The organism is Rhizobium sp. CCGE531 (assembly GCF_003627795.1).
In the GTDB taxonomy this organism is placed as follows: Bacteria; Pseudomonadota; Alphaproteobacteria; order Rhizobiales; family Rhizobiaceae; genus Rhizobium.
In genome coordinates this window covers 1,174,205-1,186,836 of the sequence record NZ_CP032685.1, presented here as the reverse complement: position 1 = coordinate 1,186,836, position 12,632 = coordinate 1,174,205, and the positions used below count along the sequence as shown (strand labels likewise).

General features: G+C 60.4%; 11 protein-coding genes. All 11 read right to left on the bottom strand.

Features of this window, described 5'->3' with window-relative positions:
- Positions 1-76: 76 nt before the first annotated feature.
- The 11 genes from CCGE531_RS25055 to CCGE531_RS25005 all read right to left on the bottom strand — a co-directional run bounded on the left by CCGE531_RS25055 (position 77) and on the right by CCGE531_RS25005 (position 12,631).
- Positions 77-1,468 (bottom strand): sigma 54-interacting transcriptional regulator, encoded by a 1,392-nt coding sequence (locus CCGE531_RS25055; RefSeq protein ID WP_120668791.1) that lies wholly within the window; start codon positions 1,466-1,468, stop codon positions 77-79.
- 812 nt (positions 1,469-2,280) lie between these two features.
- Positions 2,281-4,134, bottom strand: a complete 1,854-nt coding sequence (locus CCGE531_RS25050) for an ABC transporter ATP-binding protein (RefSeq protein ID WP_120668789.1) — start codon at positions 4,132-4,134, stop codon at positions 2,281-2,283.
- Positions 4,135-4,472: 338 nt separating this feature from the next.
- Positions 4,473-5,558 (bottom strand): sn-glycerol-3-phosphate ABC transporter ATP-binding protein UgpC, encoded by a 1,086-nt coding sequence (ugpC, locus tag CCGE531_RS25045; protein WP_120668787.1) that lies wholly within the window; start codon positions 5,556-5,558, stop codon positions 4,473-4,475.
- The gene (locus CCGE531_RS25040; protein ID WP_120668785.1) at positions 5,551-6,588 is read right to left on the bottom strand and encodes an ROK family protein; all 1,038 of its coding nucleotides are present in this window, start codon (positions 6,586-6,588) and stop codon (positions 5,551-5,553) included. Before CCGE531_RS25040 ends, ugpC begins: the two co-directional genes overlap by 8 nt.
- Positions 6,585-7,310, bottom strand: coding sequence for a ribulose-phosphate 3-epimerase (locus CCGE531_RS25035; protein WP_120668783.1), 726 nt, complete (start codon positions 7,308-7,310; stop codon positions 6,585-6,587). Before CCGE531_RS25035 ends, CCGE531_RS25040 begins: the two co-directional genes overlap by 4 nt.
- Positions 7,307-8,137 carry an alpha/beta hydrolase gene (locus tag CCGE531_RS25030; protein WP_120668781.1) on the bottom strand — a complete coding sequence of 277 codons (831 nt, stop codon included), beginning with the start codon at positions 8,135-8,137 and terminating at the stop codon, positions 7,307-7,309. Before CCGE531_RS25030 ends, CCGE531_RS25035 begins: the two co-directional genes overlap by 4 nt.
- Complete coding sequence (locus CCGE531_RS25025; protein ID WP_120668779.1) at positions 8,137-8,955, bottom strand: sugar phosphate isomerase/epimerase; 819 nt, start codon at positions 8,953-8,955, stop codon at positions 8,137-8,139. Before CCGE531_RS25025 ends, CCGE531_RS25030 begins: the two co-directional genes overlap by 1 nt.
- Entirely contained in the window at positions 8,955-10,031 is a 1,077-nt protein-coding gene (locus tag CCGE531_RS25020; protein ID WP_120668777.1) for a Gfo/Idh/MocA family oxidoreductase, read from the bottom strand. The genes CCGE531_RS25025 and CCGE531_RS25020 overlap by 1 nt, the downstream gene beginning before the upstream one ends.
- Before the next feature lie 11 nt (positions 10,032-10,042).
- On the bottom strand, positions 10,043-10,861 hold the full coding sequence (locus CCGE531_RS25015) for a sugar phosphate isomerase/epimerase (protein WP_120668775.1): 819 nt from the start codon (positions 10,859-10,861) through the stop codon (positions 10,043-10,045).
- Positions 10,862-10,865: 4 nt separating this feature from the next.
- Positions 10,866-11,702 carry a carbohydrate ABC transporter permease gene (locus tag CCGE531_RS25010; RefSeq protein WP_120668773.1) on the bottom strand — a complete coding sequence of 279 codons (837 nt, stop codon included), beginning with the start codon at positions 11,700-11,702 and terminating at the stop codon, positions 10,866-10,868.
- A complete protein-coding gene (locus CCGE531_RS25005; protein WP_120668771.1) occupies positions 11,699-12,631 on the bottom strand; it encodes a sugar ABC transporter permease in 933 nt (310 codons plus the stop codon). The genes CCGE531_RS25010 and CCGE531_RS25005 overlap by 4 nt, the downstream gene beginning before the upstream one ends.
- Position 12,632: the final 1 nt, after the last annotated feature.

Sequence of the window (12,632 nt, the reverse complement as noted above, 5' to 3'; positions counted from 1 at the left end):
TCGACGACATTGCCCTGGCCGTTCGGCAGCTGCAACGCCGATGCTTGGTGATCGGCGTAATGCCCCTGGGAAACACTTAGTTGAGCGGCCGGACCTCGCCAATTCGGCGATCCGTGAGGTCGCGCGAATTGGCTCGCCGGATCTGCAAGGCTCGATCCGTGACGCCAAGCCGTTGCGCCGCTTTCTGCAGGCTGCCATTCTCAAGGCGCGTCGCACAGCGAATGGCGCAATCTTCGGCGGCACGCCCGATTTCCTTGAGCCCGACACCAAGCAGCACCGCCCGCTGGATCAGGGTCTCGAAATTATCATCCAGCCAATCCTGGAGTTTGGAGAAATCGGCCGGGCGCTCGTTGCGCGGGATATAGCCGATGCTGATCATGCCGTCTTCGGCACAACGATAAAGCAGGCGCGCGATGACCTGCTGCAGGTCACGAATATTGCCCGGATAGCTCCGCTCCATGAGGTAACGGCAAACGGCATCGTCGAGCACCGGCGGACGCTTTGAACCAGACATCCTGCGAATGAAGTAACGCGCGAGGGGGATAATGTCTTCGGTCCGCTCACGAAGCGGGGGGAGGCGGGTCACAAAGCCCGCAATGCGAAAATACAGATCAGCGCGGAAGGTCCCTTTCTGGACCATGTCGGCAAGATCGCGATTGGTCGCGCATATCAGCCTGAAGCGCGTGCGGTGCCAGGTGCTGCCGCCCACCCGCTTATAGCTGCGCTCCTGGACTACACGCAGGAGTTGAGCTTGCAGCGTAAGAGGAAGTTCGCCGACCTCGTCGAGAAACAGGGTACCTTCATCCGCCAAGGCGAATGCACCATGACGTTCGTTCAGCGCGCCGGTGAAGGCGCCACGCTCATGGCCGAAAAATTCACTTCCCGACAATTCGGGAACGACGGTCGAGCAATCGAGGATCACCATATCGCGCTTTTGAGGGCGAGGATCCAGCTCGTGAATAAGCCGGGCCGTGACTTCCTTACCCGTGCCGCTTTCTCCCATCAACAGGATCGGCGTGTCGCCAAAATGGGCGGTTTCAGCGATGTCCCGCAGAAGGCTGCGCCACGTTCGGCTAATTCCCACCACAACGTCGCCCAAACCGGACGTCTCGAAGAGCTGATCGACGAACAACTTCCGTTGGAAACGCGCCTTTATCTGTACAGCGACCTTGTCAAGGTCAGTCCAGTAGAGCACGTCGGCGGCTCCCGCCAACAGCAGATCCCAGCCTTCCAGTTGTGAGGAACCGCTCGATGCCATGACAACGGCGATCACATGGTCTTCATTGGCGCGAAATGGAAATTTCGCGCCCTCCGTGGGAAAGGCTATGAAAAATATCCCCAAACACCCAGTATCGCTGTCACCGGGTGGCACGATCGCGATCCCTTCCCTTGCCAGTGCAACCGCGATCTCCTCTTTCAGATTTTCGGCAACCTCTCCCGAGTACTGCACCCAGCAATTCGCTTCCATGGCTATTGCTCCCGCACGAGCGTGGATGGAAATTCTCGAATATTGGCCTCTATGTTGGATGAATAACTGCCGACCTTCGAAGTGAGACAACCCCTTCCCAGAAACAAAATACGTCATCGCGACAAAGTAAGGAGATCAGATATTAAATGACTTCTGTGACACCCATCTGGATTGCGATGGTGACTTCCCTGCCATTTCAGTCGTTGAACGCACGCAAACTGCCTTCGCGCGCATCCAGCCAATGGAAGTCCGCCCGGAAGAAGGGGGCGGTCTTGCGCTTTCCTGCGAGGCGGGGTTCAGAAGGCCATGGCAACCGCATTGCTTGCTCGCAACCAAAATACCGCGATCAGCGCGCGGTGAACGTTAGGCACCGTCACGACTGTTGCGGCTTGATGGCCAGTTTCCAAATGACGTCATTACGAGCAATAAAAGCGGTAGAACCAAGCTGCTGCCGAACAGCATCTATCTCCCCCAGCAGATAAGAAATCCAACCCTGACGAGAGGATAGTAGACCGACCAGTCCGTGAGGTCTACCTTGAAGTATTAATTTTAAGCTCCCTCAGAGAGGGTCAAAAACGAAACGAGGAGTGTCGCTTGGCGGATAAATGCGAGAATGCGGCCGTCTCGCCTTGGTCTGGCATTTAATTAGTCTCGGCCGTTGCGATCGCAAACCCGAGCCTGTCGCGCTGGGAAATCCTTCCGGCAGGAACGTTTTGACAGATTGTGTGGCCGGAGACGATGCGGCCTTGCTTCGAAATGCGAGATCCGCCATTCGGCCAGCGTGACGAGATGCCTCTCTCCCCCCGGTCCACCTAATTGATTTCCTCGGCGATGAAACCGCCGGTCTGGCGTCTCCATAGCCGCGCAAACAGACCCTCCTGCTGCGCCAATTCTTCCGGCCTGCCTTCTTCCACAATTCGCCCGCCATCGAGCACGACGATCCGGTCCATTCTGGCGATGGTTGAAAGGCGATGCGCAATGGCAATGACGGTTTTTCCCTCCATCACAAGGGCGAGCTTTTCCTGTATGGCGGCCTCGGATTCGCTATCGAGGGCCGAGGTCGCCTCGTCCAGCACCAGGATTGGCGCATCCTTCAACAGGACGCGCGCGATTGCGACGCGTTGGCGCTGACCGCCTGACAGCTTGATGCCGCGGTCGCCGACGAAAGCCTCGAAGCCCTTGCGACCTTCGCTATCCGTGAGGTCGGCGATGAAGGCGTCGGCGCTCGCGATCTGGGATATGTGTTGGATCTCGTCCTGCGTCGCCTCCGGTCGCCCATAACGGATATTGTCGCCGACCGAACGGTGCAACAGCGCCACATCCTGCGCGATGACGCCGATGGCGCGGCGAAGGCTTGCCTGTGTCACGGCGCGAATGTCCTGCCCGTCGATCTTAATCCTGCCGTCGGCAATGTCGTAGAAGCGCAGCAAAAGATTTGCGAGCGTCGTCTTGCCGGCACCCGACAGACCGACAAGTCCGACCTTCTCGCCCGGCCGAACCGTCAGCGACAGGTCGTTGATGACAGGCTTGCCGGACTTGTAGGCGAAACGAACTTTTTCAAAGCGGATCTCGCCGCGATCGACCACCAGGTCTGCCGCGTCGGACTGGTCGATGATGGTCGGCGGCGTCGTCATGACAGGCATGGCGTCCTTGATGGTACCGATCGCCTGGAAGATCTGTTGGCCCATCTGCAGGAAAGTGAATGTGTGCCCGGACAGGCGGTTGAGGATATAGACGGCGCCGACAAATTCGCCGACCGTGATGAAGTCGTTGACGAGGCCCGAAAAGCCGATGGATAACATTGCAAGCCAGAGCGCCATATTGAGCGCAACGACGGTAAGTTCCGACGTGCGGTAGATGCGTTGCTCCCTGTGCTGCGTCTGTATGGACTTCTGTATGATGCGGCGGATGGCGCCAGCCTCGGTATCTTCGGCGGCAAACTGCTTGATCATGTGAATATTGGTATAGAGGTCGGTGATGGCGCCCGCCACCAGACTGCGCTGCTTGGCGGTGTTGCGCGACCGTTCGGTGAAGATCGGCGCCATTCTCCACGCGAGAAGCACATTAAGGGCGATCCAGACCACCACGGGCACGGCGAGCTGCCAGGACAGGCTCGACAGCAGGATGACCGAGCCGATCATCTGCAACAGGAAGCGTGGAATCGACTGGAAGGCCGCAATGATCTGCTGCTGGACGGCGGATGAGACCTGCTGCAGGCGCGAGGCCACCTGTCCGGCAAACAGATCCTGGAAAAAGGCGAGATCCTGCCGCTCCACCGCCAAGTGTCCCTGCCACTGGATGGCGGCCGGCATGCCGACCCCGAGCGTGTGCGAGTTGAGAGTGTTGAGGAGAAATGAGGCGATGGGCATCGCTGGAAAGATCAGCAGACCCAGGAAGGTCAGCAATGGCCATTCCTTATGCAGGAAGGCGGATGCGCCCTGCTGCGTTACGCCATCGACGATGATCGAAAGCCCCCAGACGATTGTCAGATTGATGGCCTCGATTGCCATGGAAGATAGAGCGAGCGCGATGAGGACGCCGCGGAACATCGAGATGAAATGCCAGAGAACGGTGACAGGCCCCTTCGACGGCAGGGGCCGATAGGGGATATCGAGCGGCTGGATCAGCCTTTCGAAGGGACGGTAGATCGTATCTGAAATAGACATGCGCCACTCGCGTGATGGAATCAGGAAGGCGAAAAAGAAGTCAGATATGCGGGCAGCATAGGATCATCATCCAGCTGCAATCTCAACTAGAAATCCCAAAATCGCTTCGCTTTTCGAAGCGGCAGAAGCGTCCGGCGCATCTTCTGCAGTCATGTCGACGCCGGCGGCACATTGCAAGGCGAGCCGTTCAGCGCGAGCCGTAGCGCGACGCACACTTCGTCGATGACGCGCCGCTTGCCTTCAACGTCGTCTCGATCAGCGACAACAGCCTCCTGGTCAATCAGTTCGAGGTCAGCGGCGGGCTCGTGGTGGCGTGCGAAGGTGGGGTCGCCCGGCCGTCAATTCAGCCTGGCGAGCGATTTTCCGTCATCGTCGAAGAGATGACAGGTGCCCGGGTCGATCTGGAGCGAGATCGGCGTGTGAAGTGGGGTAGTGTCGGCACCTTCCGCCTGCACGACGAGGGGCTGGCCCAAGGCGGTATCGACATGAAGAATTGTCAGACCCCCCAGCCGCTCTGCAAGAACGATCTGTCCCGCAAACTGGCCCTCCTGGTCGATGCGGATATGTTCGGGGCGGATTCCGAGTGTCAGTTTCGAACCCACCTTTACCGAGCCGGAAGCGACCGGAACGGAAATGATGCTTCCGCCGGGTAGCGTGACGGATATGCCGTCCGGAACGACGGTCTCGACCGTTGCGGGCAGAAAATTCATCTTCGGCGAGCCGATGAAGCCGGCCACGAAGATGTTCGTGGGATGATTGTAGAGCGCGAGCGGCGAGCCGACCTGTTCGATGCAGCCACCATTCAGCACCACGATCTTGTCGGCCATGGTCATCGCCTCGATCTGATCGTGGGTGACGTAGATCATCGTCGCGGCAAGCTCGTCGTGCAGGCGCATCAGTTCCAGCCGCATATTGACCCGAAGCGCAGCGTCGAGGTTGGAAAGCGGCTCGTCGAACAGAAAGATCTTCGGATTTCGCACGATCGCCCGGCCGATGGCCACGCGCTGGCGTTGACCGCCCGACAGATCCTTCGGCCGGCGATCGAGCAAATGCGCGAGCTCCAGAATCTGCGCGGTCTCCCTGACCTTCCGATCGCGCTCGCTTATGGAGACCCCGGCAATTCTCAGCGCAAAGCCCATGTTGTCAGCGACAGTCATGTGTGGGTAGAGCGCATAGGATTGAAACACCATCGCCAGACCGCGTTGAGATGGATCGATGTCGTTCGAACGAGTGCCATCGATCATCAGATCGCCGCCCGTTATTCTTTCCAGCCCGGCGATCATGCGCAGCAGCGTGGATTTGCCGCAGCCCGAAGGGCCGACGAAGACGACGAATTCACGGTCGTTCACTTCGAGATCAATGCCTTTGATCACCTCGACGGCGCCGTAGGATTTGCGAACGTCGCGGAGCTTGAGATCAGCCATTGCTGGCCTCCTTTTTGTCGGGGGGTGTATCCGCGCCAGGATTGTCCATGTTTTCCTTGCCCGTAGGCGCAGGGTCGCCCCGTCCTTCGCTACCGAAGATAAGGCTGGCAGCGCCGATCAGACCGGCATGGCGTCCGAGCCGTGCGGCAACAATCGGCACGTCGCGATAGGCGGGCATGGCGCGCTCGCGAACCGTCGCCACGATTTGATCATGCAGAAGGTCGAAGCCATGCGAAATTCCTCCGCCCATGACGAGCACGTCGGGAGAGTAGAGATGAAGCAGGTTGGTGAAGCCGATCCCCAGCCACCGCGCCTCGATATCAAGCAGTTCCAGCGCCGCCGCGTCGCCTTTCCGCGCAGCCTCGACGACATGTCGTCCGGTGACCTCGTCGTCGTTCGACAACTGCCGCAGCATCGAGCCGTCGGACGGGCGGGTGCGCGCGGTCGCCCGTCTGCCAAGCGCTGTTCCCGAGGCGACGGCTTCAAAGCAGCCGATTGCGCCACAAAAACACCGCTCACCTTCATTCGTGATCGTCATGTGGCCGATCTCCGCAGCCAGACCGCGTCTGCCATGCAGAATCCGGCCATCGGCAATCACGCCGCCGCCGATACCCGTCGATACGGTGACGAACACCATCGAGCCTGCGCCGCGCCCGGCGCCGTATCGCCATTCTCCGAGGGCTGCCGCGTTCGCATCGTTTTCGAGCCGTACCGGCAGCTGGAGGCGGCTGGAGAGAATGTCCGCCAGAGGAACTTCGTGCCATCCGACCAAGGTCGGCGCCGCAATGACGATGCCGGCTTCCGGATCGAGCGGGCCAGGTGCGCCGATGCCGATCCCGATCGGGGAAAGATCGGGCGTTTGCGCCAGCACCGTGGCTGCCAGCAGCTCGATCTGCTGGATGACGGCGGTAGGCCCTCCAGCCGCATGCGTCGACACCGCCGAGAACGACAGAAGACATCCCTCGTCATCGACAAGCGCGGCACGAAGCTCCGTTCCCCCGAGATCGAATGCAAGAGCGACCTTTTTCACGAAACCCGGCTCTCCAGTCCATGCAGCCAGGCGATCCGGTCGCCGAGGTTCTTGTCGCCGAATGCCAGCGATCCGAGAACCACCGTCTGCGCTCCGGCCGCGCGCAGAAGCGGCACGGTCTGCTCGCGAATGCCGCCATCGGCGGCGAGTATGATCTGATCCTCGCGGCCCGCCTTTTTGAGCAGCGAGCGCGCGTCGATCAGCCGGTCGCATGCTTTTTCGGAAAGGCTTTGTCCCTTGACGCCGATCGAGGTGCCGAGCAGTGTCACGAATGCGACGTGCTCGATGAAGGGTTCGATCGCCGAAACGGGCGTTTCGAGCCGCAGCACCACGCCGGCTTCGGCACCCAGCTCCTTGGCGAGCGCAATTGCCCGCAAGCCGGCAGCGCCGTTTTCGGCATGGACGCTGATCAGATCTGCGCCCGCCTCTATGAATTGGCGCGTCTGCTCCTCGACGATTTCAGCCTCGACCATGAGATGGACATGCATGGGCTTTGTCGTGGACTTGGCGATGCGCGCGACAAAATCCGGAAAGAACAGGAACCCCGGCGTGAAGCGGGCATCGGCGACATCGATGTGATGCAGGTCGACATAGGGTTCTATGCGCTTGAGGTCGGTTTCCATGTTGGCAAGATCGGCCGACCAGAGCGAGAATTCGCCCAGGAGCCGGTTGCGGGGAAGCGCCGCGATGGCCGCCGGGCCGGAAAGGGGTTTGGATGTCATGATGGAACGAGGCTCCGGATTGTTTTGGATAGAAGGAAATGCGCGATCGCGGCCTGGACTTCGGCAAAATGTCGTTGCTTGTCGCTAGCCTTGGGGGTGACTTCGACAAATTCTGCGCCCGGAATGATGCTGGCGAGCGTCTGCGCGCAGGCGAGCGGATGGATCGCGTCACGCCGGTTGCCGATAATGAGTGTGGGAACGGCAAGGGCGGCGGCAGCGGCCTGCGATACTCCCGGCCCGTCAGCGGCGATGTCGGCCAGCACCGACGCGAAAGAGACGGCGTCCGGCCGATCGAAATAGCCGAGCAGGGAAGCGAAATTGTCGGGGGCGTTCACCTGAATGTCCCGGCCGATCTCAGAACGGGCAAACAGATCGCGGGCCTTTTCGATCGGATGCGAGCGGATCAAGGCTGCTATCGCGCGGATCGGCGCCAGGTTGTCCGGTGCCGCTTCGAAAGTCCAGGCGGGGCGAACGAGAATGAGCGCCGCGACGCGGCTCGGATGATGATGGGCGAGATGCAGGGCAAGTGCCGCGCCCATCGAAATGCCTCCGACGACGAGGCGCTCAGGCCCGCGTTCGGCGGCAGCAGCCATGACATCCTCGGCAAACATCCTGATGGAAAAGGGTCGCGCGCTGCCAAGCGACGACATTCCATGTCCACGGCACTCAACCGTGATCCGCCGCGTCTCTCCCATCTCAGGGAAAGTCTGCGCAACTTGAGCCTCGTCACCGCCCAAGCCATGCTGGAAGAGCACCGGCAATCCCTGTCCGTTGTCGAAGACGGCGAGATTTGCATCATCACGCGCATGAAATGCCGTTGCGTCCACTAAACCAGCTCCCGCAGAAAGCCGGCAACGTCCGGGGCCTCTTTTGCCGACAGGCCATGGGTGACAAGCGCACCATCGAAGCCGGTCGATCTCAGCCGGGCGATGAAATCGGGGAAATTGACGACGCCCCGACCGGCGGTCGCAAACCGTCCGTCGGCATAACGATCCTTGGCATGCGCCATTGCGATGTGCCCGGCCGCGGTCTCGACTGCCCGTTCGACAACGGCCCGCGCCTCGGTTGGCGTTGCCTTCTCGAAAAGATTGGCCGGATCCAGGATGATGCGCAGTCGCGCCGACCCCATCTCGGCGATCAGCCGCTTGGCATCCGTAGCCGAGGTGACGATGTTGGCTTGTTCGGGTTCGATACCGAGATCGACCCCATGCTTTTCCGCCAGCGCCAAGGCCTTCGACATTTCCGCCGCCATGTCGGCCCAGGCCGAGGGGTCGGCATTCCTGGGATGATAGGCCCATTGGTCATCGGCGTCGCGCGTGCCCGTGCAAAGCGTGACGAGCGGAATGGAGAGTGTCGCCGCCGTCTCGATCACCACGGCGAGCTGGCGCAGGCCCGTTTGCCGCACTGTCATGTCGGGATGGGCCATATTATAGGTTCCAGACAGGGCGACCAGAGACACTTTGGTCGTATCCGCCGCTTTGCGGATCGCGGTCGTCACGGCGTCCGGTACCGTGTCGGGCATGGATGGCAATCCGCAGCAGGCGAGGTTGAATTGGGTGACGGCATAGCCGCTGTCGCGTACCGCCGACAGCACGCTCAGCGGATCGGTTCCCGAAAAGGTTTTCGCAAAGATTCCGAGCTGCATCAAACCGCTCCCGACACGGAGGCCAGCTCGACGCGCTGACCGGTCTCCACCGACCGTGCGATTGCTACCATCGCGCGGATGGAGGCGATGCCGTCCTCGACATTGGCGCCACGCATGGGAGCGCCATTCAGAACCGTGTCGGCTAACCCTTCGAGCTGCCGGCGGAAGAAATGCCCGTCGGCGCCGAGCGGCTTTCGGCTGGTCGCATCCTTCTCGTGGAAGATCTCGACCTCGCTTGCGCGGAAATACCAGGGATTGAAGGTCTTCGCGAGCACGGAGCCGTTCTCGCCGTAAAGTTGGAAGCCTTCATGCCAGTCCATGCGCACGGCCACCGTCAGATCGAGATGGCCGAGGGCGCCATTGGCGAATTCTGTTTCCACGAACCAGCAATAGGCGCCGGCGCGTTCCAGCAGGCGGGCGCGCACGGCAACGATATCGCCACAGAAGAAGCGGGCGGTGTCGACCAGATGCGAGCCATGCGCCAGCATGAAATATTGCCTAAGATCGGCCTTGGGATTGCCTGCCGGCTTGCGCGCAAGCTTACTGGTGACCGGAAGCGGCTGCACGGCATCCGTATTGGTATAACGATGCGTGGAATCGCAATACCACGCCTTCATCGCAAAGATCTGGCCTATGTCGTCGCGAACGAAGTCGCGCGCGGCTTCAAGCGCCGGATCGAAACGCTTCATATGCCCGACCTGCAGGATTTTTCCCGAGCGCTTGACGGCATCGGCAAGCTGCTGTCCCTCTTCGACGGACACGCCGATCGGCTTTTCGCAGAGCACATGCTTGCCGGCCTCGAGCGCCTTGACGGACATGGGCACATGATAGGCATCGGAGGTCGCGACGATCACGGCTTCCAGCTCGGGGTCGGCCAGCATGGCGTCGTAGTCGCTGAACATCTTGTCCGGCTCGTAGGTCGCGCCCATGCGCGCCAGCAGATCGGGGGCGGCGTCGCAGATCGCGTAGAGGTCGGCATTCCCAGCCTTCACACAGGATTCCAGATGCGCGAACTGCGCGATCGGTCCGCATCCGAGCACGCCGACGCGAAGACGGCGATTTTCCTTCTTGATCATGATCTGCCTCCTCATGCCTCGTAGGCGCGCATCGTTGCGCGGTTGGCCTTGACCGCTGCGGCGGGATCGGCCGCTGCGGTCTCTGATTCTTCTTCCAGCACCAGCCAGCCATTGAAGCGCGGCGCTTTCGCAACGAGATCGATCACGGCTGGCGTATCAAGAATGCCCTTGCCGAGCATCGCCCATCGGTCGTTCGCATCGACATCCTTGAGGTGCAGGTAGCGGATGCGGTCCTGATAGGTGCGCATCGTGTCGAGGATATCCTTGTGCCCGCGCAATATATGACCGGTGTCGGGAACCCAGCCGACCAACGAAGGATCGAGCAGAGCGAATATGCGATCGTAGTCGGCGCGGTCGAAAAGCAAGGTGTTGTGGTGCGAGCTCGGATGGACGGCGACATCGACGCCGGCGGCCTTGCCGAGCGTGCCGGCGCGATTATAGAACTCGGCGGCGATGGCGAATTTGTCGTCGCGCGGTCCTTCCGAGACGACGGTGGCCGAGCCGACCGAGACGAGCGCACCGGGAAATTGCGCGGCATAGTCGATCCAGCGCTGCGCCGCCGCCAGATCCTCTTTCATCGCTCCGGCAACCGTGAAGCCGCTTTTGGACCCGAAGGCGAAGGATACGAGCTGCAAACCACTCTCCTTCAGCGCCTTGGCGAATTCGCGCGGCGTATCGGCATAGCGGCCGATCATCGTATCGGTGATTTCGATGCCCGAATAACCACCCGCGGAAATGGCTGAGAGCAGACCGTCGGGCGTTCCGGTCCAGGCGCTGCCCAGCATTTCCCATGTAAACGTCTGGCAGCCGATCTTCAGATCGCTAGTCATGTCGCTATTCCTTGATTCCGCCTTGGGTCAGGCCTTCGATGATATGTCGTTGGAAGAAGAGCACCAAAATGATGAGCGGCACGGTGACGACAGCCGATGCGGCGGCGATGTCTCCCCAGGGCACATAATATTGGTTGGTGAAATTGGCGATGCCCACCGGGATCGTCTGGCTGTCGCTGTCCGAAGTGAAGGCCAGCGCGAACAGAAACTCGTTCCAGGCGGTGATGAAGGCAAGCAGTCCCGTCGTCACCAGGCTCGGAAGCGACATCGGCAGAATGATGTGCCAGAGAAGACCGATAACTCGCATGCCGTCCATGCGCGCTGCTTCGTCGATCTCGCGCGGGAGCGTTTCGAAATAGCCAAACAGGACCCAAGTGACGAGCGGCAGCCCGAGCGCCAGATAGGTAATGATGAGCGCTGTATAAGTATCCAGCAGCCCGAAGTCGGATGCCAGCAGATAGAGCGGGCCGACGAGCGCGATCTGCGGGAACATCGAGACCGACAGGATCACCATCAGGATCCCATATCGTCCCTTCACATCGAGACGCGACAGCGCAAACGCGGCGAGCGAACCGACGATCAGGCAAAGGGCAGTGGTTGCGAGCGATACGACCAGCGAGTTCAGCACATAATGATGCAGGCCCTTTTCGACGAAGGCATTGTAATAATGTTCCAGTGTGAACGGGTGCGGGATGAGCGACGGTGTTCCTTCCGTCAGCGCCTTGTCGAGCTGGAAAGAGGTCGAGAACTGCCAGAGGAACGGCCCTGCGGACCAGACGAGAATGAGGAGCGCGCCGGCATAGATCATGACGCTTTGAAAGACGGAGCGGCTTTCGTTCATGTCGTCTTCCTTATCTGCCTGATGAGGAAGAGGCAGAACACCACGGCGATCAGCCCTTCGGTGATGAACATCGCGGTCGAAACGGCCGAACCGTAGCCGAACTGCAAGGTTGAAAACAGAACCTTGTAAGATAGGGTGGACAATGTTTCAGTGGAATCGGCCGGACCCCCGCCTGTGAGAACATAGACCAGATCGAAGACGCGAAATGCGTCGAGCGCCCGGAAAAGGCCGGCGATCAGGAGCGTTGGCAGCAACAAAGGCAGCCGGATATTCCAGAAGATGATCCATGCCTTGGCGCCATCCATGCGCGCCGCCTCGATCAATGATTTAGGCACGGTTTGAAGACCTGTCAGCAACAGCAGCGCCATGAAGGGCGTCGTCTTCCAGACGTCGGCAAGGATGATCGTCGTCAGCGCCGTGTCGGGCGAGCCGTACCAGTTCACATTCTGGTCGATCAGCCCGAGATGGAGAAGGATGAAATTGATGATGCCGTGCTGGCCGTCGAACAGCCACCCGAACATTTTCGAGGTGACCACCGTCGGCATCGCCCAAGGCACCAGCATCGCCGCGCGGACGATGCCGCGGCCGGCGAAGGTTTCGCAAAGGATCAGTGCCATGGCGAGGCCGATCAGCGTTTCGAGCACCGTCGAGACGGCGGTGAACCAGATCGTATGCCACCACGCATTCCAGAACGGCGGGTCGGCCAATAACTGCGCGTAATTGGCAAGGCCGACGAAATCATTGTCCTGCGTAATCAGGGAACGATTGGTGAAGGAGAGATAGACGCCATTGACGATCGGATAAAAGGAAACCGATCCAAGCGATAGGAAGGCCGGCAATAGCAAAAGCCAGGGCCAGAGGGCGCTCGGAAGCGCCCACTTTGCTTTTGGGGTTCGGTCGACAGCAGGGACCGTGATTGCGCCATTCATG

Coding starts and splice junctions, on each gene's coding strand:
- CCGE531_RS25055 (WP_120668791.1), bottom strand. CDS start 1,468: ATGGAAGCGAATTGCTGGGTGCAGTACTCGGGAGAGGTTGCCGAAAAT.
- CCGE531_RS25050 (WP_120668789.1), bottom strand. CDS start 4,134: ATGTCTATTTCAGATACGATCTACCGTCCCTTCGAAAGGCTGATCCAG.
- ugpC (WP_120668787.1), bottom strand. CDS start 5,558: ATGGCTGATCTCAAGCTCCGCGACGTTCGCAAATCCTACGGCGCCGTC.
- CCGE531_RS25035 (WP_120668783.1), bottom strand. CDS start 7,310: ATGACATCCAAACCCCTTTCCGGCCCGGCGGCCATCGCGGCGCTTCCC.
- CCGE531_RS25025 (WP_120668779.1), bottom strand. CDS start 8,955: ATGCAGCTCGGAATCTTTGCGAAAACCTTTTCGGGAACCGATCCGCTG.
- CCGE531_RS25020 (WP_120668777.1), bottom strand. CDS start 10,031: ATGATCAAGAAGGAAAATCGCCGTCTTCGCGTCGGCGTGCTCGGATGC.
- CCGE531_RS25015 (WP_120668775.1), bottom strand. CDS start 10,861: ATGACTAGCGATCTGAAGATCGGCTGCCAGACGTTTACATGGGAAATG.
- CCGE531_RS25010 (WP_120668773.1), bottom strand. CDS start 11,702: ATGAACGAAAGCCGCTCCGTCTTTCAAAGCGTCATGATCTATGCCGGC.
- CCGE531_RS25005 (WP_120668771.1), bottom strand. CDS start 12,631: ATGAATGGCGCAATCACGGTCCCTGCTGTCGACCGAACCCCAAAAGCA.